Consider the following 22,214-nt stretch of genomic DNA (forward strand, 5'->3'; position numbering starts at 1 on the left):
AATGGCAACCAAGTCGCGCCCACATGCGCGAGCGCCCCGGAATCGGAAGAGCCTCGCGGCGGACCGCGAGGCTCAAAATCAAACTCGGACCTCAGCTCAGGCTAGTCGCGCCAGTGCCTCGCGCACCTTGGCGAGGCGCTCGGCATATCCCTCGCGCTTGGCCTTCTCTTCCTCGACCACCTCTTCGGGAGCCTTGGCGACGAAGGCGGCGTTGCCGAGCTTCTTGTCGATGCGTTCGATTTCGCCGATCAGCTTGCCCTCTTCCTTGCCAAGGCGAGCGCGCTCGCCGTCGAGATCGACCACGCCCGAAAGCGGCAGGGCGATGACGCCGTCGGCGGTGACGATCTGGGCCGACTGTCCCGGCGCAGCTTCGGCGGTGGACACCTCCGACACGCGGGCGAGACGCAGGATGGCCGGCGTGTGGGTGGAGAGCCACCCCCGGACCTTTTCGGACGCACCGACCAGAACCAGCGGCAACAGCGTGGCAGGCGCAACGTTCATCTCGGCGCGTACCGAACGGATCTCGGTGATCACGTCGATCAGCCAATTGATCTCGTCGGCCGCGTCGGTTGTCTCGCGGCTTCCTTCCGGCCAGTTCGTCAGGACGAGAAGATTGTCACGGGCCGGACCTGTCTCGCCGGTCTTGGCCCAGAGCTCCTCGGTGATGAACGGCATGAAGGGATGCAGCACCTTCAGGATCTCGTCGATCACCCAGGCGCAGGTGGCGCGCGTCTCGTCCTTAGCCGCACCGTCGTCACCGGTCAGGACCGGCTTGGTGAACTCGAGGTACCAGTCGCAGAAGGAGTTCCAGACGAAGCGGTAGATGGCGCCGGCCGCATCGTTGAACCGATAAGCGTCGAGCGCCTCCGACACCTCGGCCTGCGTCTTCCGCACCTCGGTGACGATCCAGCGATTGAGCGTCTCGGTCGCCTTGTCGGGATCGAAGCCGGCAACGCGGACGCAACCGTTCATCTCGGAGAAGCGGACGGCGTTCCAGAGCTTGGTCGCAAAGTTGCGGTAGCCGCCAACACGGCTGGTGGCGAGCTTGATGTCGCGTCCCTGGGCAGCCATGGCGGCCAGCGTGAAGCGCAGGGCGTCGGCGCCGAACTCGTCGATCAGGTTGAGAGGATCGATGACGTTGCCCTTCGACTTCGACATCTTGGCGCCCTTCTCGTCGCGGACGAGGGCGTGGATGTAGACGTCCTTGAAAGGCTCGGTGCCCATGAAGTGCTTGCCCATCATCATCATCCGGGCCACCCAGAAGAAGATGATGTCAAAGCCGGTGATCAGCACGTTGGTCGGGTAGTAGCGCTTGAGCTCCGGCGTCTCGTCGGGCCAGCCGAGCGTCGAGAAAGGCCACAGCGCCGACGAGAACCAGGTGTCGAGCACGTCTTCGTCACGCTTGAGATCGACCGCCTTGCCGTAGTGCGCCTTGGCCTCATCGGCAGCGGCAGCCTCGCTCTCGGCAACGAACACCTTGCCATCCGGCCCATACCAGGCCGGGATCTGATGACCCCACCAGAGCTGGCGCGAGATGCACCAGGGCTGAATGTTCTCCATCCAGTCGTAATAGGTCTTTTCCCAGTTCTTCGGCACGAAGACGGTGCGGCCTTCCTTGACCGAAGCGAGAGCCGGCTCGGCCAGCACCTTGGCGTTGACATACCACTGGTCGGTCAGGAAGGGCTCGATCGGTACGCCGCCACGGTCGCCGTGCGGCACCTGATGGACGTGCGGCTCGATCTTGTCCAGAAGGCCGACCGCCTCGAAGGCGGCGACCACAAGTTTGCGCGCCGTGAAGCGATCCTTGCCATGGAGACTGTCGATGGTCTGGTCGAGTTCGGCGGAGGGAGCAACACCCTCGAGGAAATCGGCATTGTCCTTGAGGACCATCGCCGCCTCGACGTCGAGCACGGAGATCGGCTTGCAGCCCTGGCGTTTGCCGACCTCGAAGTCGTTGAAATCGTGCGCCGGGGTGATCTTCACCGCACCGGTGCCCTTGCTCGGATCGGAATACTCGTCGGCGACGATGGGGATCAGGCGACCAACCAGCGGCAGCTTGACCTTCTTGCCGACGATCGCCTTGTAACGCTCGTCGGTCGGATGCACGGCGACGGCGGTGTCGCCCAGCATGGTCTCGGGACGCGTCGTCGCAACGACGATATAGTCGCGCGTTTCGAATTCGGTCGGCTTGCCAGCCTCATCGAAGGCGATCGGATGCTGGTAGGTGGCGCCCCCCTCCAGCGGATACCGGAAGTGCCAGAGGTTGCCCTTGATTTCCGTCTGCACGACTTCGAGGTCGGAGATGGCCGTGAGCAGCTTCGGGTCCCAGTTGACCAGACGCTTGTCCTTGTAGATCAGTCCCTCGCGGTAGAGCTGGACGAACACCTTCAACACGGCCTTGGAAAGGCCGGCATCCATGGTGAAGCGCTCGCGCGACCAGTCGCAGGAAGCGCCGAGGCGCTTCAACTGCCCGACGATGGTTCCGCCCGACTCGGCCTTCCACTCCCAGACGCGCTTGACGAACTCTTCGCGACCGATCTGGCGGCGATGGATCTGCTTCTCGCCCAACTTGCGCTCGACCACCATCTGCGTGGCGATGCCCGCGTGGTCGAGGCCCGGCTGCCAAAGCACATCGAGACCGCGCATGCGCTGCAGGCGCACGAGAATGTCCTGCAGCGTGTTGTTGAGCGCATGGCCCATGTGCAGCGAGCCGGTGACGTTCGGCGGCGGAATGACGATGGTGAAGGTGTCCTTGCCCGGCCTCTTGCCGGCGCCGGCGGCGAACGCCTTCGCATCTTCCCAGGCCTTGGCGATGCGCGGCTCAACGTCCGCCGCTTCGAATGTCTTTTCCAGCATGATCCGACGTCTTTTTCCTGTCGTCTTTGGGTGAGCGACGGTTAGCCGCTGTGCCCCCGAAAATCAACAAGAAGCGCCTTTTCAGCCGTCAAAACCCATCAAACCCACCGTGCCGATCCGCCGCGCGTCGCATCCCCGCCTCGGTCATCCGGCCATCGATGAACCCGATATCCCTCAACATGTGGTCATTGAACTCGTCGAGATGCTGGCCACGCCACCATGCCAAGGGGGCGAGCATGTCGGCGAGCTTAGTTGACGCGGACAGAAAGCCGGCGCGCCAACGGTCGCGCCGGACCATGGAATGATCCACGCATGTCATGATCGTTACCCTTGATCCGTTAATGCTGTGAAGGCAATATCGGCCGGAAAGCCAAGCGTTTCCAATCGAACATACAACCGTATCCATAAAGAGAACTTATTCATGAAACTCGGCCGACAGATGCCACTCAATGCGCTGAGGGTGTTCGAAGCGGTCGCGCGCCTGATGAGCTTCACCCGCGCGGGCGAGGAGCTCGGCATGACGCAGACGGCGGTGAGCTACCAAGTGAAGCTGCTGGAAGGCGTGCTGGGCGAGCTTCTTTTCCGACGGTTGCCAAGACGGATCGAACTGACCGAAGCCGGGGAGAGGCTGCTACCCAAAGTAAGTGAGGCTTTCGTTCTTCTGGGTGAGGCCATGGCCGCCGCCCGAACCGCTGTCGAGGAACAACTCGTCATCAACACGACACCGACCTTCGCCGCCCACTGGCTGGCTCGTCGCATCGGCAACTTCCAGCTCGGCGCGCCCAACATCGCGGTGCGGCTGATCACCGACAACACGCCGATGGATTTCGGCCGAGATCCCGGCGATGTCGCGATCCGCTTCGGCAGGGGCAACTGGCCAGGCCTTGTCGCCCACCATCTGATGGACCTCGACTTCGCACCGATGCTCAGCCCGTCTCTTCTCGACCGGGTCAAGCCGTTCGACGGCCCGCGCGACCTTCTGAAATGCAAGATCATCGACCCCGGCGATCCGTGGTGGCCCCTCTGGTTCGAGGCGGCGGGGGTGCCCGACGCCAACCTTGAGGGACGCCAGCGCAACCTGTTCGGCTCGCAAACACTGGAGGCGAGTTCGGCCATAGCCGGCCATGGCGTGGCCATCCTGACCCCGACCTTCTATCGCGAGGAACTGGCGAGCGGCAGACTGGTCATGCCCTTCGACCTCGTGTGCAGCGACGAGTCCGCCTACTGGCTGGTCTACCCGGAAAACCGACGAAGCCAGCCGAAGATCCGCGCATTCCGAGACTGGTTGTTGAGGGACATTGAAAAGAACCCGCCGTAGGCCGGAGTTCGTTAACCATATTTTCGTGAGATTTCAGCGCCTGGTTTCGACTTGAGACACGTCTAAAGCTGCAGAGGGAGTTTTCCCGGAGGTAGCAGATGTCGTCCCTTTCCGCCCTGACCGGCAACGCCAGCAATCTCGCCGCCCTTTTCGGGGCGTCAAACAGCAAGGCTACGTCGGCGGCAGCCGCCTTTGAGCCACCAGCTTCGTCCGGTAGTCAGGGCGACGGCTCGACGACCGGCACTGTCTCGTCGACCAACTCCTTCTCATCGCTTAGCGACGACCTGCAATCGGCGCTCCTGTCGCTCCAGGAACAGATGGAAGGGAGCGAGGGCCCCATGATGCCACCGCCTCCTTCGGACACCTCGGCAGCTGCGTCCTCGACCGACGATGCGTCCACGGCGTCCGGGGAGACGACTCCTGCCATGGCGCCACCGCCACCGCCGCCGCCACCCGAAGAGAGTACCTCAAGCACCGAAGCGGCGTCATCTACCGGTTCGACCGATGATGCCGGCACCTCGGCATCAAGCGAAACCTCCTCGTCAGAAAGTGCCTCCGGCGCATCCGGTACGAGCGAAAGCAAAGAAATCGTCAGCACGACCTATCTCGACAACGCGGACGGCAGCACCACCATCACTGTCAGCTACTCGGATGGCTCGACCAGCGTGACGACAACCGGCGGCCAAGGTCAGTCCGCCTCCGCTCCCGACGCCTCACGGGCGAACATGTCCTACGGGCTCGGCAACAGTAGCGGCAGCGGATTGTCGCAGGCAGTGAGCAGCCTCTACACCAGCGTCGCCAACAACGCCGCGGCGACCTATTCGGCGGGGATCGCAGCCTGACGGACCGAACACCTGTCCGTCAGCCAACCGATGCGCGAGGGGCGTGGAGAATGATCGCCGCGCCCGTCAGGTCCCAACGACGCGGCGCCTGTCGCTCGACCGCCCATATCCAGGCCTGTAACGCAGCCATGTGGACACCATCATAGGCTGCGAAGGTCCGGCCGGCGGCGAGGCTGTCGATGCGGGGCAAAACGAGCGTGCCAACAGGCGAAACAGCTGGCAATCTCGAGAAAAGCGGCGAGAACTGAAAAAGAGGGCACTTCGCGCACTTCAGCGGCCGCGCGAAACGCGCTCGATCTCGGCACGCACCAGCCGTTCGACGATCACCGGCAGATTCTCGTCGAGCCAGGCACGGAGCATCGGCCGCAACATCTCCTTGACGAGGTCGTCGAGCGTTCGCGCGTTGGCCGCAAGCACCGTGTGGCTCAACTGACCGAAAGCCGATTGCACGGTAGCGCTGGCAGCAGCAGAAACCAGCCGCTCCTCGACATCGGGCTCCAGAGAGGGCTGGGTACGCGGCGCCTCCGTCCGGGGAGGCTCCGGTGCGCGCGCAGGCTCGGGCTCCGGCTCGGCAAAGGCAACCTCGGCTTCGTCGTCCTTAAGGCCCTCCACCAGCTCAAGTGACTCGGCCTCATCGAGCGTGGCGACGTCGGCAAGGTCGAGCACTTCAGGCTCTTCCCCGTCATCGGCGTCGTCGACGTCCATCTCCGGCTCGTCCTCGTCGTCACCCGACTGGGCAAACAGCTTGTCGAGATCTTCCTCGGAAATGTGCTCATCCTCGAGCGCCGGCTCGGCCATGGTTTCGACCTCCGGTTTCGGAGCGGCCGCCTTGGCCGGGGCCGGCTTGGACGCCTCAGCCTCCTTGCCGTCGGGTTCGTCGGCAATGATCCGCCTGATGGAAGCCAGGATCTCTTCCATTGAAGGTTCGGCGGACGCAGCTGCCTTGGCCATTGGTCTACTCCGAGTGGGTCGCCCCACCACATGTTACACGATCGATCAATGCCTTCTTCCGCACGACACTTCTGGCAATCGACTTGTCTCCACCTTCCCACGGCGGAGCCGAACGCCAAACAACGCGGCGGTCAACCGGCTAAATGCCGGCAACAAGCCTGATTCGACCTCCGAAGTATAGATTAGTTAACGCTGCTGAAAACGGTTTGCGTCGGAGATCAAGCGGTTTATCCCCGGCACGGGCCGTTTCAGGGTCAACGGCCGTCCGGCGTGCGCAGCCCGATCCACTTGTCGCGAACCTGCTCGTAGTGATGTTCCGGCTTGTATGCCGTGACCTTGAGGCCAAGCCGCTCGCGATCAAGGCGCCCCATGGCGGCGACGACACTATAGCTGGCGACCACGAACTGGGCCTGAGCACCGACCTCCGACAGACGTGCATCGATCAGAGTGCTCTGGGCATTGAGAACATCCAGGGTCGTCCGCTGGCCGACCTTCTGTTCCTCAACGACGCCTTCGAGCGCCAACCGGCTTGCCTTCACCGACGCTTCGGCCGCGACGATCTGGGCTCTCGCCGACTCTAGAGCACTCCACGCCTGGGCAAGCGCCGCATCCACCGACATGCGCGCCACGTCGACCTGAAGCTTGGCCTGGCCGAGTTCTTCCTTGGCCTGGCGGACGGTGGCGTACTCCGAACCACCTTGATAGATCGGAATGGAAAGCACGGCGGCGACGGACCCCTCCAGCGAACGGGCACGATCGGGTGTGCTGCCGTCGTTGGAGACGCTGCCGGCGAAAGCACTGCTCACCGTACCCTGAAGAACGAAGCTCGGCAGCAACGCGCCTTCCTGGATTTCCACGTTATAGGAGGCCGTATCGGCATTATGGATCGCAGCGCGGATCATCGGATGCTCGGTGCGTGAGGCATCAATGGCAGCCGAGAGCCTGGCCGGCAACAACTTGGTGATCGGGCCGGGTGAGCGAAGCCCCTTGGGCTCATGTCCGACGACCTTGACATAGTTGGCCCGCGCCGTCAGCAGGTCGGCTTGTGCCGCGCTGACGGCTGCGGTTGCGGCGGCCAGCGCCGCCTGAGCCTGCGAGACGTCCGTCCTCGTGCCCTCACCAACCGAGAATCGGTCGTTGGAGGCCCTTACCTGCTCCTGCAGGAAAGCGACGTTGGATTTCCGCAGCTCGAGCACCTGCCCCGACAGAATGACGTTCATATAAGCAGATGCCGTGTCGAGCAGGGTAGACTGCTCGGTGTTGCGCAACTGCTCGCGCGACGCCTTCACGGCCGACTCGGCCCGCTTGACGCCATTATCGATTCGCCCGCCCATGTAGAGCGGCTGGACGATCTTGATCTCCCCCCTCACGGCGCCGGTATCCGTGTAGGCACTCGCCCAGTTAGACATGCCCTGCGGCCTAAGTCGCGTATCGGTCGCCGTGATACCGGCGGAAATCTGGCCGTTGATCGTCGGCCGATAGCCCGAGAGCGCCTGGGGTACATTCTCGTCGACAGCTCGCGTTCCCGCCCGCGCCGCGTTGAGCGACGGGTTGTTGGCGTAGGCTGCGGCCATCGCCTCCTGCAGTGATTCCGCAGACGCAGCGCCAGACAGAGCGAGAAAAAGGCCGACGGCTGCCGACAGGTACAAAGAGGGACGGAACGCCACGACACACCTCATCTTTATCGCCGACCGATGCGATATAGCCTGCAATCGACGCCGGGTCTTCTCACGCCTGCGCGAGAAAGCCGGCTGACCGCCACACTCGCTAACAAAACGTTAATCGTCGACGACGGAATATAGACGAAGAAGGCGAGAACGGAAGCGCGGCCGGCAACGAGGCGGCAAATTCAGTCAAATCGATGCACAGAAATCACAGCAGCGACAAAAGACCAGCCAGCGAGATTTACGCTGGCCGGCGAACAGGTACAGTCGCATGAAACGTACCGTTACAGGCTGGAACTAGAAGGCGAACGTCTCGACCGCTTCGAATCCAGGCAGTACCGGAACAGATGCATCGAACAACGCACGGCCGGAAATGCCACCATCGTCCCTGGCATAAAGCTTGGCTCTGGGTACGCCGCGACCTTCCTCGACGAGAAGCAATCGGCCGCCCTTGGCCAGTTGGTGGGCGATGGCGTCCGGAAACGCCGCGACGGCTCCGTTGAAGATAATGACATCGAACGGCGCCGCATCGGGAGCACCCTTGACCAGCGACGCCTCGACGACCGCCACATTGGCGAGGCCCGCAAGCTGCCGACGGGCGATGGTCGCCAAGTCCGAGTCCTGCTCCAAGGCCACGACGGATCCTGCGAGGCGGGCCATTACTGCGGCGCCATAGCCCGATGCGCTGCCAACCTCCAGCACCTTGTCGGTCGGCTTGATAGCCGCGTATTGCAGCATGCGCGCCAGCACCATCGGCTGGATCAGCACGCGCGAAGCGCGCCCTCCGCCGAGCGGCAAATCCCGATCAAGATAGGCAAGCGGCCTCTGATCGCCCGGCGCGAAATTCTCGCGCTCCACCTCGCCCATCGCATCGATGATGCGGAGATCGGTAACGTCGTTCGGCCTGACCTGACCGTCGACCATCTTGGTGCGCAATGCCGGAAAATCGACCATGGATCGCAAATCCCCAGGAATTCTCTGCTGGCTCCTCCAATAGCCGCCCCCCTCTTCCGAAACAAGGGCTTCTACGCAGCATTGCGGAGTGGATGCACGAGTCTTCCGACATGACAGGCCGGACAAGTCATTCAAATGGGTACAGAACGAAACGCTCGAGAGATCCCCGAGCCAAAAAAGTCTTTTGAATTCATCACCTTGGAAAGTCTGGAGGCCACGGAGGGAATCGAACCCCCGTACACGGATTTGCAATCCGCTGCGTCACCACTCCGCCACGTGGCCTCACGGAGAAGGGTTCATAAGCGAGCGCGACAGCATAGACAAGGGGGGAAGGGGCAAATTCCGCTTTATTGAACGCCTTGGTTGGTTGATGCATTTACCAATGCCCGCTTGGCATACCATCCCCCACACAAAAGCGGTCAGGACGCGCGCCCTACTCCGGCGGCCGTCGCCAGTCGACAAGACCGGCGACAGCCAACCCAGAAGCGCAGGACTTCCCCGGGCGCCACTCAGACGGCAACCGCCAACTCGGCAGGGAATGCGCCCCGGGCGAGAGCCTGCCCGGCAATGGCGCCACGAGCGGCAAGATGGCGCTCCGCCGCCCGCTCGGCCTCGGCGACCGAACCGTAGAGCTCACCATCGAGGTCCCAGACGTCATACTTGACGGCAACGAAACGCACCTGATCTCCCGCCGGGGCGGCAACAGCAACGGCCTTTCCGGCCACTTCAATAACAATTGGCTTGGGCATAATACTACTCTCCTGGCCTATCGCCCGAGGCGAGACCATCATCCTGTCGACTACGTTTTCGTGAGAAGTGTCAGATGCTCAGCAAAGACACATTCGCCATTGGCGTTTCGAGCCAAGATGATTGGGGCGGATCGTCGAACGGCATACATTCGTGCGCGCGGTCCGCGTGTGCGAAATGTGTGTCATTTATGACCTCCTTTCCCAAGATCGAGAGAGCATTACTCTCTGGGGCAGAGCGATAATGATCAACAACGACCGAAATATGACGCCGTTCGATTCGGCCTGATGTCATCGGTCGGCAATATCGCGATCCCACCGCGTCTGTCCTGTACTCAACTTGCCATAAGTGGAGTCCCCACTCCAGAAACGAAATATCAAAGTCGGGAACATTCGCGTGAAGGGAGTCCACCACGGCGCCCCCCCTCTGGAGCAGCCGCTTTTCGATCAGGTTGATTCAACCTGATCGGCGGGTGTTCGAAACGCCAACAGCAAGCCTAGACGGAGCCGACGTCGCGCCCTCTCCAGCGATTAAAGCGACGGACGATCCAGACTTCGGCGCGCCGCCTGATCCGACGGGCGAGTCGCGAATCCACCGACAGGATGGCAAGGCCAACCGGAATCATCCAGAAGCCGACAACCGGAAGAAAGCCGACGAGCCCCATGGCGACGAAGGCAAGCCCCATGGCGACGCGCAGCGGCCGGTTTCTCGGCAATCGCACCGTCCGCCCCCAGAGTGTCACCTTCGGCATGACCAACCTTTCGAAGCGCTCGCGATCCCGGCGCAAACCGTTCCGGACAGATAGGAAAGTGCACCCGGCTTTTCAAAGCACCTCCGGTTTTCGCGGGAAACCGCTGGTCCGGCAAAGGGAAAAGCCTTTCTCCACCATGTCGTTAGCTATAGATTTTCCACGTCTTCCGGCGTTTTCGCACCACCAACGCATTTTCCTTGCCGAGGGGGCTTTGCAAACCGGAACAGCTTTGTTATACGCACCGCCACCGAAGCTGTTCCGCGATAGCTCAGTTGGTAGAGCAGGTGACTGTTAATCACCGGGTCGTAGGTTCGAGTCCTACTCGCGGAGCCATCGGTTTCCCAAGGAAATCAAGAAGTTCGTTTTGACCTATCCACTTGTGGATCGGTGTATCCGGTCGCATGGCATCGCTCGTTTACGATGGAAGCGAGAAGAAGCTGTCGATGGCGAGCGCGGCCGCGCCGCGCGCCCAGGCGTCATCGTTCCAGAACTCGACGAACACCTCGGTATCGCGCTGGAAGTTCTTCTCTTTCAGCGAGGCCACCAACGGCTCTAGCAAGGCGGGGCCGAACTGCACGCCTTCGCCACCGATCACCATGGTTTCCGGATCAAACAAGCTGGCAAAGGTCGCGGCTGCGGCGCCAAGGCGACGACCGGCGGTCGCCAGAATATCGCATGCCACGGGATCGCCCTCCCGCGCCAGAGCAGCGAGGGAAGCGGGATCGATGGCCTGGCTTGACGGCCGGACCATGCGATAGGCGTTGAGAATGGCCGGCAGGGAGGTCACCGCCTCCAGGCAACCAAGACGACCGCACTCGCAACGTGGGCCGTCCTCGACCACGGCAAGGTGCCCGATCTCGCCCGCGCCGCCATAACGGCCGCGCAGAAGCTGACCGTCGACGATCATCGCCGCACCGATGCCACGGCCGAAGGAAAACACCGCAAGCGACGACGCCTGCCGCCCTGCCCCGAACAGATGCTCGGCGAGCGCGAAGGCGTTGACGTCATTGTCGACCCAGACGGGTGCACCGGCCAGACTTGAGATCAGCGCGGCGATGGGGACGTTGTTCCAACCGAATCGATCGCACCGCAGACAGACCCCGCTTTCGGCATCGTGCTGACCGGGCATTGCAAGGCCAATGCCGATGAGTCGCTTGCGGTCTTCACCTGACCGTTCGAGAAGAGAGGCGAGCGCATCGGCGGTGGACCTTGCAACCGCTTCAGGCGAACGCGCATCCACGTCCGCCGTCAGGGTATCGATGACGGTGGTCCCGAGATCGGTAAGCGTCGCCCTGAGGCTATGCTCCATCAACTTGACGCCCAGCGATACGTGGCCGGCATAATTGAGATCCAGGCGCGTCATCCGGCGCCGACCACCATCCGCCACCGCCTCGCACTCGGTGATCACCCGCTGTTCCAGAAGCTCCGACGACACATATGAAATAGCCGCCGGGCTCAGCCCGGTCGCCGCGGCAATGTCCGAACGCGCCGTGGGGCCGTGCCGGCGCAGGTGGTTGAGAAGCAGCAGCCGGTTGAGCGTGCGCGACGTACTCTGATTTCCCTTCAACGAGGGCATGAGGACATTTCCATTTCCGGAGCCGGCGACCCGTTCGCTTCACTTATAGAAACGAACGCAGACGGATTTCAACATGTCGGACAACTGCGGATGGCCTCCCCGGAGCTGCATCGATTGCGCCTCCTGCCGACGGCGAACTTGCGCAAATGGCTGAAATCGGCCTGAACTCTCGCACTTCCCTCGTCTCGCCCCGACCGCTTTCACATAAATTTCGGAGGGCAAACTATCTCGCTTGACTCAGGATACATTTCATTTAATTAATTGAAGTCATATCAGGTCATCAACGGCGGTCCTCTACATGCCTCGCTCCACACGAGCCCAGTTTCCCGACGCTTTCCGGTGGGGCGTCTCCACCTCCGCGCTGCAAATCGAAGGCGCCTCGGACATCGAAGGCCGTCGCCCCTCCGTCTGGGACACGTTCGCGGCGGAGCCGGGCAGAATCCGAAACGGCGACACGCCGGCGGTGGCCTGCGATCACTATCATCATCTCGACGAGGACCTCGATCTGGTCAAAGCGCTCGGCGTCGGTGCCTACCGTTTCTCGGTGTCCTGGCCGCGCATCCTGCCGAGGGGAACCGGCGCGGTGAACGAGGCCGGCCTCGCCTTCTACGACCGCCTCGTCGACGGGCTGCTGGAGCGAGGTGTCGAACCCTGGCTGACGCTCTATCACTGGGACCTGCCGCAGCCGCTTGAAGACGCAGGCGGCTGGCCGCGCCGGGAAACCGCCCTCGCCTTCTCGGACTTCGCCGACGTGGTATCCCGCCGGCTCGGCGACCGCGTCAAGCGCTGGATTACTCACAACGAGCCTTGGTGCAGCACGATCAAGGGCTATTACGAGGGCGAGTTCGCGCCCGGCAAGCGCGACCTCGCGGCGGCCATGCAGGCGACCCACCACGTTTTGCTGTCGCATGGCCTGGCGTTGCCCGTACTCCGGTCCAATGTCGTCGGCGGCCAATGCGGTATCGCCCTGAGCTTGCACCCAATCCACACGGCAACGGATTCCGAAGCCGACCGCCTCGCCGCCACCCGCCACGATGGCCTCAGGAACCGCTGGTTCCTTGATCCGCTGCACGGTCGCGGCTACCCGGAAGACGTCCTCCGCGAGCTGGGCCCCGCCGCTCCGACGATCGCCGAAGGGGATCTCGCGACCATCGCCGGCAAAACCGACTTTCTCGGTATCAACTATTACTTCCGGGAGATCATTGCCGACGATCCCGAGGGCGGACCGATGCGGTCGCGCGTCGTCGAGACGGGGGCTTCCGACGTCACCGGCTTCGGTTGGGAGGTCTACCCCGAGGGGCTCACCGAGCTGCTTCTTCGCGTCACCCGCGATTACCACCCTGGGCCGATCGCCATCACGGAAAATGGCGCCACCTACCCCGATGAGATGGCGGCGGACGGCAAGATCCATGACGAGCGACGAGCGATCTACATCCATCGCCACATCGACGCGCTGCGCGATGCGATGAACGGCGGCGTCGATCTCGCCGGCTATTTCGTCTGGAGCCTGCTCGACAACTTCGAATGGGCGGAGGGCTACTCCAAGCGGTTCGGCTTGGTACATGTCGATTTTGCCACCCAAGAGCGGACCATGAAGGACAGCGGCCGCTGGTTTGCCGACTTTTTGAGACCCTGATCCGGAACGCCGGACCTGGAGGATACTTCCCTGCCGGCTGTCGCAGCCGGCGCGGAAGGCGGTGTTGAAGAGGCCCGAGGGGAGAGCATTGGGCCGCGATGAAGGAGGAGAATGATGTTTAGCAAGCTTGGAGTACTGGGCTCGATCATGGCCTTTGGCCTGACGACGACCACACCGGTCTATGCCGGCACCGCGGAAGTCATCCACTGGTGGACCAGCGGCGGCGAGGCGGCGGCACTGAAAATCCTCGTTGATGCCTATGAGAAGACGGGCAACACCTGGAAGGACAATCCGGTGGCCGGCGGCGAGGCCGCCCGCATGGTTGCCCGCACGCGCATTCTCGGCGGCGACCCGCCAACGTCCATGCAGTGGCAGGTCGGCGCCCCGCTGATGGCGCTCGCCGAGGAAGGCCAGCTCAACGATATCGACGCGGTGGCCAAGGACTGGGACAAGCTCCTGCCCAAGGTGATCGCCGACAACGCCAAGTTCGAAGGCAAGTATGTCAGTGCGCCGATCGACATTCACGGCCACAACTGGCTCTGGGGCAACCAGGCCGTCCTCGACGATGTCGGTATTGCCATGCCGAAGAGCTGGGACGAACTGATCGCCTCGGCCGACAAGATCCGCGCCAAGGGTTACATCCCGCTGGCGCTCGGCGGCCAGTCCTGGCAGGAAATCTTCGTCTTCGAAAGCATCCTGGTCGACGTCGGTGGTCGCGACTTCCTGACAAAGGTCACCTATGACCTTGACGACGCCGCACTGCGCAGCCCGGAAATGCTGAAGGCCTTCCAGACCTTCGCCAAGGTGCGCGATCTCGTCGATCCCGGCAGCCCGAGCCGCGACTGGAACATCACCGGCGGCATGCTGATCAGCGGCAAGGCTGCCTACATGATCATGGGCGACTGGCTGAAGGGCGAGTTCGTGGCCGCGAACAAGGTTCCCGGCAAGGACATCGCTTGCGAGATCTTCCCGGCCGGCGGCAAGACGCTGGTGTTCGGAACCGACTCCTTCGCCATGACGGCGGTGAAGGACCCGGCGCAGAGGGAGGCCCAGTTGGCCCTCGCCAAGACGATCATGGATCCTGTGGTGCAGAAAGAGTTCAGTCTGCGCAAGGGTTCGATCCCGCCACGTCTCGACGTGGACAAGACCGGCTTTGACGCTTGCGCCCAGATCGCCATGGGGGCGGCGGCCGAAGGCCAGCTGTTCCTGGTGCCGGACAACGTGGCCGACGCCACGAGCATCGGCGCCCTGGTCGATCAGATGACCACCTTCCTGCACAGCGACATGACGCCAGAGGAAGGCATGACCGCCATGGCCGACGCCGTAGCCGCGACCCGCTGACGGGCATTCGACCTGATGTGCCGGCGGCGGCTTGCCGCCGGTACGCTCCCGATCCGTGAAGCCAAGGCTCCGATCATGCGCAGATTCCTCCAGCGGCACGTGTCGCAGGTCGCCCTATCGCCGTCGCTGGCGCTGATCGCGATCTTTCTCTACGGCTTCATCGCCTACACGGCGGCGGTCTCGACGACCAACAGCAAGGCCTTTCCCCGCTTCGACAATTTCGTCGGCCTCGAACAGTATTGGCGCCTGTTCCATACCCCGCGCTGGCATGTCGCCTTCACCAACATGTTCCTGTTCGGAGGGCTGTTTCTGCTCGTCACGATTTCCCTCGGTCTCCTGATCGCCATCCTGATAGATCAGCGCATTCGTGCCGAAAGTTTCTTCCGGTCGATCGTCATGTATCCGATGGCGATGTCCTTCGTGGTGACCGGCATCATCTGGCAGTGGTTGCTCAACCCGACGCTCGGCATCGAGGTGATGGTGCACCAGCTCGGCTTCGAAAGCTTCCGGCTCGACTGGCTGACCAACCCGAACACCGTCATCTGGGCTCTCGTGGTCGCCGCCTTCTGGCAAGGCTGCGGCCTCGTCATGGCGCTGTTCCTCGCCGGCCTGCGCGGCATCGACGAAGACATCTGGAAGGCGGCGGCCGTGGACGGTATCCCGGCCTGGCGGGTCTACGTCTTCATCGTCATCCCGATGCTGGCCCCGGTATTTCTCACCGTCGTCGTGCTGTTGTCGTTGTCGATCGTTCGCGCCTTCGATCTCGTGGTTGCACTGACCAACGGAGGCCCCGGCGTGTCGTCCGACCTGCCATCGGTGTTCATGTTCGACATGGCTTTCCGCCGCACCAACCTCGGCCTGTCGGCCGCCTCGGCAGTGGTGATGCTCGGCACGGTGCTGGCGATCCTGATCCCCTATCTCTACGTCGAAACGAGGGAGCGCGCCTGATGTCGACCTCGACAGACGCAATGCCCCGGGCCCAGCGGGCCGGCTGGCTGACGCCCCGGCGGGCCAAGGCGATCCTGAAGCGGGGCGTGCTCTACCTGCTGCTGGCCATCGTCGCCTTCTTTTTCGCCGGGCCGCTCTACATCCTGCTCAGCACGTCGTTCAAGACGATGCCGGAGATCCAGGCGGGCGGGCTGATGTCCCTGCCACACGAACCGACGACCCAGGCCTGGGTCACAGCCTGGGGCGAAGCCTGCATCGGCATCACCTGCGGCGGCCTCAAGGGCTACTTCGGCAACTCGATGATAATGGCCGTCCCCGCCGTGCTGATCTCTGTGATGATCGGCGCCATCAACGGCTACGCGCTGGCGAAATGGCCTTTCCCCGGCGCCCGCTTCGTGTTCGCCGCGCTGGTTGCCGGCAACTTCGTACCGTTCCAGGTGGTGCTGGCGCCGGTGTCGGTCACGCTGCGGACGCTCGGCCTGTTCGGTTCGGTGGAGGGGCTGATCCTGATCCACGTGATCTACGGCATCCCCATCACCACCATGCTGTTCCGCAACTTCTTCCTGTCGGTGCCCAACGACCTGATCAAGGCGGCGCGCATCGATGGCGCCGGCTTCTTCTGGATTTTCTTCCGCATCGTGCTGCCGCTGTCGCCGTCGGTGATCGTGGTGGCGCTGATCCTGCAGTTCACCGGGATCTGGAACGACTTCCTGTTCGCCGTCTCCTTCTCCAATCCGTCGAGCGCGCCGATGACGGTCGCCCTCAACAATCTGGTCAACTCCAACTTCGGGGTGAAGGAATACAACGTCCACATGGCCGCGACGGTGATCGCCGCCGCTCCCACCCTCATCCTCTACATTCTGCTCGGCCGCTACTTCCTGCGTGGCATGACCGCCGGGGCCGTCAAGGGTTGACCGTCATGATCGACATTCGGATTTCCAGCTGCAACAAGAACTACGGTTCGCTGAGGGTGCTGAAGGACATCAACCTGGAGATCGAGCGCGGCGAGTTCATCGTGCTCCTGGGGCCATCGGGCTGCGGCAAATCGACGCTCTTGCACATCGTCGCCGGCCTCGACCGATTGAGCTCGGGCGCGATCGAGATCGGCGGCCGCGACGTTACCGATGTCGAGCCCAAGGATCGCGACATCGCCATGGTGTTCCAGTCTTACGCGCTCTACCCAACCATGAGCGTGCGCAGCAACATGGAGTTCGGCCTCAGGATGCGCGGCAAGCCGATGGCCGAGATCCGGCCACTGGTCGAGGAAAAGGCCCGCATGCTGCACATCGACCACTTGCTCGACAGGCGGCCGAGCCAGCTCTCCGGTGGCCAGCGCCAGCGCGTCGCCATCGGCCGGGCCCTGGTGCGCGACCCCAAGGTGTTCCTGTTCGACGAGCCGCTCTCCAACCTCGACGCCAAACTGCGCGCCAGCATGCGCACCGAGATCAAGAAGCTGCATCAATCGCTGGGCACGACGGCGATCTACGTCACCCACGACCAGCTCGAGGCGATGACGCTCGCCACCCGCATGGTGGTGATGAAGGCCGGCGAGATCCAGCAGGTCGGCAAGCCGGAGGAGGTCTATCATCGGCCGGTCAACCTGTTCGTCGCCGACTTCCTCGGCAATCCCGGCATGAACTTCATGAAGGGCCACCTTCGTCTGGATGGCAACCGCGTGTCGGCCGACGTCGGTGCCGCGACAATACCGCTCGATGGCTATGCCTTCGATGAGAAGCCCACCGACGGACAGGCGGTGGTGGTCGGCCTGCGTCCAGAATCCGTCCAGCCGGCAACGGGCGGTGAGCCGTTTTCCCTGACGCTCAAGCCGACATTGATCGAGCACACCGGTTCGGACAATCTCGTGGTGCTGGCAATGGGAAGCGAGGAGATCGTCGGCAAGTTCCCCTCCGACATGCTGCCGAAGCTCGGAGAGCCCGTTACCGTCGGCTTCGATCTTTCCCGCCTGTCGGTGTTCGACGCCACGACCGAACGGCGCATCTGATTGCGCTGGCGCGTCCGACGCGCCTGCGGGTCTGCGATCACAATGCCGATGAGGATATGGGCGGCGGTGGCCACATCTCCGCGGCAGCCGAGGGCGTCATTGATCCGGTTGCCGAAGGCGTTCGCGGTTCCGCCCTTGATGCGGATCGGGCAAAGGCATCGCGGGCAAAAAGCGAGGCGCTGGTCGGAGAACGTTCTTAGCCAGCACAACTCCGGTCGGGCACACGCTCGTCCGGCCGCTCTGTCCAGGATGAATTTCGTATATTTTTCAATTACCTACATGTCACAAGGCATTCACAGTACCGTCACGCCCGCGTCATGCCCCCTGCCTACCAAGGAGCGCGCGCTCTTCAACGCGATCCATCTTTTAAGGGGCAGACCATGCGCACTCTTCTTCTGGCGCTCGCCGCCAGCACGGCTCTGATCGGAACGGCCGGCGCGGCCACCATCTATCCGCTCGACCGGGCGACCATCCTTGCCGGCTCTCCCTTCGACTTCAAGGTTGAGTTTGACGGCCAGGTGAAGGCCGACGACGTCAAGATCACCGTCAACGGCGCCGACTACAAGGCGACGCTGGGCAATGAGGTCCAGTTCGTCGAGAGCGAAAAGGGCAAGGACGACGCTGCCCTCGGTTCCGCAGTGCTGCTGCGTAACGTCAAGATCGACAAGGCCGGTGCCTACACGGTCGAAGTCGCCGCCGGCGACGAGAAGAAGTCGGTCACCTGGGACGTCTATGCCACGCCGGCGACCCCCAAGGCCAAGAACATCATCTTCATGGTCGGCGACGGCTTGTCGGTCGCTCACCGCACCGCTGCCCGGCTGATGTCCAAGGGCATGACCGAAGGCAAGGCCAACGGTCGCCTCGCCATGGATGACCTCGACCACATGGCGTTCATCGGCACCTCGTCGACCGGGTCGATCGCCACCGACTCGGCCAACACCATGTCCGCCTACATGACCGGCCACAAGTCGGCCATCAACTCCCTCGGCGTCTATGCCGACCGCACGCCGCCGTCGCAGGACGACCCGAAGGTCGAAAACATCGCCGAAGCCGTGCGTCGCCAGACCACCAAGTCGATCGGCGTCGTGGCGCTCTCCGAGCTTGAAGACGCCACCCCGGCCGCTGTCGTTTCGCACACCCGTCGCCGCGCCGACAAGGCCGACATCGTCGGCATGTTCTACGACATCAAGCCCGAGGTGATGCTGGGCGGTGGCTCGGCCTACTTCCTCAGCAAGGAAGTGCCGGGCTCCAAGCGCAAGGACGACAAGGACTACATCAAGCTGTTCCAGGAAGCCGGCTATCAGCTGGCCACCGACAAGGACGAGCTTCAGAAGGCCGCTGGCGCGGACAAGGTCCTGGGCCTGTTCCACACTGGCAACATGGACTATGCCGTCGACCGCATGCAGCTCAAGAAGGGCAGCGTCGACAAGTTCCCCGGCCAGCCCGGCCTCGTCGAGATGACCAAGACCGCCCTCGAAACGCTGTCGAAGAATCCCGAAGGCTTCTTCCTGATGGTCGAGGCTTCGGACATCGACAAGGCCAGCCATCCGCTCGACTTCGATCGCGCCGTGTTCGACACCATCGAGTTCGACCACGCCATCGCCGCCGCCCGCGAGTTCCAGGCCAAGAACCCCGACACGCTGATCGTCGTCACCGGCGACCACACGCACGGCGTCTCGCTGATCGGCACCATCGACGACACCAAGGACGTCAAGGAAGGTCGCGAGAAGGTCGGGACCTATGATGCCGCCGGCTTCCCGAACTACGAGGACAAGGATGGCGATGGCTACCCCGACAGCATCGCCGTGACGCGCCATCTCGCTATGTTCGCCAACAACGGTCCGGACCACTACGAGACTTTCGAGCCCAAGCTCGATGGCCCGTTCGAGCCTGCCGTGAAGACCCAGGACGGCAACTACGTCGCCAACGAGAAGTACAAGGACGTTCCGGGCGCCATGTTCGTCGAGGGAAATATCCCCCGCGACGAGGACACCGGCGTTCATGCGGTTGACGACGTCGTGCTGCAGGCCGCCGGCCCCGGCGCCGAAGAGTTCAAGGGCTACATGGAACAAAGCGACGTCTACAAGGTCCTCGCCGACACCTTCGCCCTCGGCGTGAAGCAGTAGTTCCAACGCATAGCTTGCGGGCCGGGTGGTCGACGGCCGCCCGGCCCGCAGACATTTTTCAGGCGAATGGAGGCTTTCATGGCTCGGACGGTCGTACCCGCGCTCAGCCGCCGGACATTTCTCGCCGGGCTCGCGGCTCTTTCCAGCGTCGGATTTGCCAAGGCCGGCGACACGCTGACCTTCGACGAGCTCTACGGCAAAATCTCGGTGCTCGGCCTAGCCTTCTCCGACAAGACCAAATCGCTTTCCGGCAAGACCGTAGCCATGCGCGGGTTCATGGCTCCACCTCTCAAGGCCGAAGCAAAATTCTTCGTGCTGACTGAAATCCCGATGGCGCTCTGCCCATTTTGCTCATCCGACTCCGATTGGCCAAGCAACATCGTCGTCGTCTACATCGACGAGCTGACCACCTTCGTTCCTCCATCGAAACTGATCGAGGTGACGGGCACGCTGGAGGTTGGTTCGTGGACGGATCCGGAAACCGGGTTCGTCAGCCTGCTGCGTCTTGTTCATTCCTCCTTCGAGACGGTGTGAGTCATGTTGCCGCTTGCTCTTTCCGATGTCGCCATCTCCTTTCCCGGTCTGGCCCAGCCGGTGCTTTCCATCGATCACCTTGAGGTGCCCGCGGGTGGCCGGCTTGCGGTCACGGGCGCATCGGGGTCGGGCAAGAGCACCTTCGTCAATCTTGTGTCCGGTCTCGAACGACCCGACACCGGCGCCATCCGCTGGGATGGCACCGATATCACCACGCTGTCGGAAAGCCGCCGAGATCTTTGGCGGGCCCAAAATGTCGGCCTGGTCATGCAGGACTTCCATCTGTTCCCGGGGCTTGCCGCCATCGACAACGTGCTGCTTCCCGCCCGTCTCGCCCGCGCAGCCACGGCGGAGGTGAAGTCGCGCGCCCACGAGCTCCTCTCCCGCGTCGGCCTCGCCCGACCCGAGCAGTCGGTCGAGACCATGTCGCGCGGCGAAATGCAGCGCGTCGCCGTGGCGCGCGCTCTTTTACGCCGGCCCGGCGTACTCATTGCCGACGAGCCGACCGCCAGCCTCGATGCGGAAGCCGGGGCCGAGGTCGGTCAGCTGTTGCTGGAGCTCGCCAACCAGGAGGGCGCCACGCTGATCGTCGTCAGTCACGACGAGCGGCTGACCGAGCGACTTGATCGCCGCATCCGCCTTGCCGACGGCCATATCGTCGCAGACACTGCCATGAGGGCTTCGTCATGATCCGCTTCGTCCTCGCCGATCTCCGTCGCCTCTGGGCCGCTTCGCTGGTCATCGTTTTGCTGGTGGCGCTCGCCACCGCGCTCGGCGTCGCCGTAACCCTTCAGGAGCGCGCCTTGCGCCTCGGTTCGGCGCGCGCCGCCGACAAGTTCGACCTGATCGTCGGCGCGCCGGGCTCGGAAACCCAGCTCGTGCTCTCCTCGGTGTTCCTCCAGCCAGCGGCGCTGCCGCTGATGCCCGGCGAGGTGCTGACCAAGCTGATTGCCGATCCGCGCGTGGCCTGGGCCGCGCCCATCGGCTTCGGCGACAACTTCCAGGGATATCCGATCGTCGGCACGACCACCGCCCTCATCTCCGGCACCACGACCGGCTTCTCCCAGGGGCAGATGTTTGCCCGTGAAGGCGAAGCGATGGTCGGATCGGGCGTCGACCTTCCGATTGGCGCCGAGGTGAAGCCCATGCACGGCGCGGCCGGCGAAGGAGGCGAGACGCACGCCGAGAGCATCTACCATGTCGTCGGCAAGCTCCAGCCAACCGGAACGGCTTGGGACAGGGCCGTTCTCGTTCCCATCCAGGCCGTCTGGCATATCCACGGCCTCGGCGAAGACCACGACCATGAGGAAGCTGGTCATGACGAGCACGAGGCTGCCGATCATGAGGACGAGGCTGGCGAGGAGCATCATCACGGCCATATCGACGCCGATGCGCCGCTCGACGAGGACTTCGACCATGAAGTCCCCGGTCTTCCCGCCGTTCTGGTGAAGCCGAAGACGATCGCCGACGCCTATGCGCTGCGGCAGGCCTACCGCACCGGCGAAGGCACGCGCGCGGTCTTTCCCGCCGAGGTGCTGACGGGACTTTACGCGACGCTCGGCGATGCCCGCGCGGTCCTGATGTATGTCGCCTATGGCGCGCAGACGCTGGTCGCCGCGGCGCTGATGTTGATCGCCGTCATCCACGTTGCGCAACGGCGCAAACAGATCGGCGCCCTCAGGGCCTTCGGCGCGCCGCGCCTTGCCGTATTCGGCATCGTCTGGCTGGAGCTGCTGTTGCTTGTCGCGATTGGCGTCGGCGCGGGCTTCGGTCTCGGCTATGGCGCGGCGGAGTTTCTAGCCGGTCTGTTCACCGCGCAAAGCGGCGTCCACATGCCGGTGGAGTTCACCAAATCCGACGCCGCCCTGGCGGCGACCTTCCTTGCCGTCGCAGCCCTGATGGCTGCCCTGCCCGCCGCCCTCGCCTATCGTCAGTCGCCGGTGGAAGCGCTCAGGGGATGAAGGCGCG

At 63.3% G+C, this 22,214-nt stretch carries 20 protein-coding genes and 2 tRNA genes; 12 read left to right on the forward strand and 10 right to left on the reverse strand.

The features are described from left to right. Positions 1 to 96: 96 nt before the first annotated feature. Together M4J40_RS13810 and M4J40_RS13815 are read right to left on the reverse strand one after the other, a co-directional pair. Entirely contained in the window at positions 97 to 2,856 is a 2,760-nt protein-coding gene (locus M4J40_RS13810; protein ID WP_251754717.1) for a valine--tRNA ligase, read from the reverse strand. Between the two features lie 88 nt (positions 2,857 to 2,944). Then, the gene (locus M4J40_RS13815; protein ID WP_251754718.1) at positions 2,945 to 3,154 is read right to left on the reverse strand and encodes a hypothetical protein; all 210 of its coding nucleotides are present in this window, start codon (positions 3,152 to 3,154) and stop codon (positions 2,945 to 2,947) included. A gap of 123 nt (positions 3,155 to 3,277) precedes the next feature. On the opposite strand from M4J40_RS13815, the gene M4J40_RS13820 reads away from it, so the two are divergent. Then, complete coding sequence (locus M4J40_RS13820; protein ID WP_251754719.1) at positions 3,278 to 4,174, forward strand: LysR substrate-binding domain-containing protein; 897 nt, start codon at positions 3,278 to 3,280, stop codon at positions 4,172 to 4,174. A gap of 98 nt (positions 4,175 to 4,272) precedes the next feature. After that, entirely contained in the window at positions 4,273 to 5,016 is a 744-nt protein-coding gene (locus M4J40_RS13825; protein ID WP_251754720.1) for a hypothetical protein, read from the forward strand. A gap of 19 nt (positions 5,017 to 5,035) precedes the next feature. On the opposite strand, the gene M4J40_RS22625 is transcribed toward M4J40_RS13825, so the two are convergent. The 7 genes from M4J40_RS22625 to M4J40_RS13860 form a co-directional block, all read right to left on the reverse strand. Then, a complete protein-coding gene (locus tag M4J40_RS22625) occupies positions 5,036 to 5,146 on the reverse strand; it encodes a hypothetical protein (RefSeq protein WP_405030752.1) in 111 nt (36 codons plus the stop codon). 140 nt (positions 5,147 to 5,286) lie between these two features. Further along, complete coding sequence (locus M4J40_RS13835) at positions 5,287 to 5,967, reverse strand: PopZ family protein (protein WP_251754721.1); 681 nt, start codon at positions 5,965 to 5,967, stop codon at positions 5,287 to 5,289. Positions 5,968 to 6,221: 254 nt separating this feature from the next. Then, on the reverse strand, positions 6,222 to 7,646 hold the full coding sequence (locus M4J40_RS13840; RefSeq protein ID WP_257235216.1) for a TolC family outer membrane protein: 1,425 nt from the start codon (positions 7,644 to 7,646) through the stop codon (positions 6,222 to 6,224). Positions 7,647 to 7,928: 282 nt separating this feature from the next. Next, the gene (locus tag M4J40_RS13845; RefSeq protein ID WP_251754723.1) at positions 7,929 to 8,585 is read right to left on the reverse strand and encodes a protein-L-isoaspartate O-methyltransferase; all 657 of its coding nucleotides are present in this window, start codon (positions 8,583 to 8,585) and stop codon (positions 7,929 to 7,931) included. A 208-nt stretch (positions 8,586 to 8,793) separates the two neighbouring features. Beyond that, a tRNA-Cys gene (locus M4J40_RS13850) sits at positions 8,794 to 8,867 on the reverse strand. A gap of 227 nt (positions 8,868 to 9,094) precedes the next feature. Further along, complete coding sequence (locus M4J40_RS13855) at positions 9,095 to 9,334, reverse strand: hypothetical protein (protein WP_251754724.1); 240 nt, start codon at positions 9,332 to 9,334, stop codon at positions 9,095 to 9,097. A gap of 494 nt (positions 9,335 to 9,828) precedes the next feature. After that, positions 9,829 to 10,083, reverse strand: coding sequence for a PGPGW domain-containing protein (locus M4J40_RS13860; RefSeq protein ID WP_251754725.1), 255 nt, complete (start codon positions 10,081 to 10,083; stop codon positions 9,829 to 9,831). A 257-nt stretch (positions 10,084 to 10,340) separates the two neighbouring features. Between M4J40_RS13860 and M4J40_RS13865 the strand changes: the two genes are divergently transcribed. Further along, positions 10,341 to 10,416, forward strand: a tRNA-Asn gene (locus M4J40_RS13865). An 82-nt stretch (positions 10,417 to 10,498) separates the two neighbouring features. Here the strand turns inward: M4J40_RS13865 and M4J40_RS13870 are convergent. Continuing rightward, entirely contained in the window at positions 10,499 to 11,659 is a 1,161-nt protein-coding gene (locus M4J40_RS13870; RefSeq protein WP_251754726.1) for an ROK family protein, read from the reverse strand. Between the two features lie 298 nt (positions 11,660 to 11,957). On the opposite strand from M4J40_RS13870, the gene M4J40_RS13875 reads away from it, so the two are divergent. From M4J40_RS13875 to M4J40_RS13915, 9 genes are all read left to right on the forward strand, one after another. Beyond that, positions 11,958 to 13,295 (forward strand): GH1 family beta-glucosidase, encoded by a 1,338-nt coding sequence (locus M4J40_RS13875; protein WP_251754727.1) that lies wholly within the window; start codon positions 11,958 to 11,960, stop codon positions 13,293 to 13,295. A 111-nt stretch (positions 13,296 to 13,406) separates the two neighbouring features. Continuing rightward, positions 13,407 to 14,636, forward strand: coding sequence for an ABC transporter substrate-binding protein (locus tag M4J40_RS13880; RefSeq protein ID WP_251754728.1), 1,230 nt, complete (start codon positions 13,407 to 13,409; stop codon positions 14,634 to 14,636). 75 nt (positions 14,637 to 14,711) lie between these two features. Next, positions 14,712 to 15,584: a carbohydrate ABC transporter permease gene (locus M4J40_RS13885; RefSeq protein ID WP_251754729.1), complete on the forward strand. Its 873-nt coding sequence runs from the start codon at positions 14,712 to 14,714 to the stop codon at positions 15,582 to 15,584. A 20-nt stretch (positions 15,585 to 15,604) separates the two neighbouring features. Then, complete coding sequence (locus M4J40_RS13890) at positions 15,605 to 16,498, forward strand: carbohydrate ABC transporter permease (RefSeq protein ID WP_405030760.1); 894 nt, start codon at positions 15,605 to 15,607, stop codon at positions 16,496 to 16,498. A gap of 5 nt (positions 16,499 to 16,503) precedes the next feature. Beyond that, positions 16,504 to 17,586: an ABC transporter ATP-binding protein gene (locus tag M4J40_RS13895; protein WP_251754731.1), complete on the forward strand. Its 1,083-nt coding sequence runs from the start codon at positions 16,504 to 16,506 to the stop codon at positions 17,584 to 17,586. A 380-nt stretch (positions 17,587 to 17,966) separates the two neighbouring features. Further along, complete coding sequence (locus M4J40_RS13900; protein ID WP_251754732.1) at positions 17,967 to 19,712, forward strand: alkaline phosphatase; 1,746 nt, start codon at positions 17,967 to 17,969, stop codon at positions 19,710 to 19,712. 78 nt (positions 19,713 to 19,790) lie between these two features. Next, positions 19,791 to 20,246, forward strand: a complete 456-nt coding sequence (locus M4J40_RS13905) for a hypothetical protein (protein WP_251754733.1) — start codon at positions 19,791 to 19,793, stop codon at positions 20,244 to 20,246. Between the two features lie 3 nt (positions 20,247 to 20,249). Further along, on the forward strand, positions 20,250 to 20,936 hold the full coding sequence (locus M4J40_RS13910) for an ABC transporter ATP-binding protein (protein WP_251754734.1): 687 nt from the start codon (positions 20,250 to 20,252) through the stop codon (positions 20,934 to 20,936). Next, the gene (locus M4J40_RS13915) at positions 20,933 to 22,207 is read left to right on the forward strand and encodes an FtsX-like permease family protein (RefSeq protein ID WP_251754735.1); all 1,275 of its coding nucleotides are present in this window, start codon (positions 20,933 to 20,935) and stop codon (positions 22,205 to 22,207) included. The genes M4J40_RS13910 and M4J40_RS13915 overlap by 4 nt, the downstream gene beginning before the upstream one ends. The last annotated feature ends 7 nt before the right edge of the window (positions 22,208 to 22,214 follow it).

The sequence above is a fragment of the Pleomorphomonas sp. JP5 genome, from assembly GCF_023721815.1.
GTDB lineage: Bacteria > Pseudomonadota > Alphaproteobacteria > Rhizobiales > Pleomorphomonadaceae > Pleomorphomonas.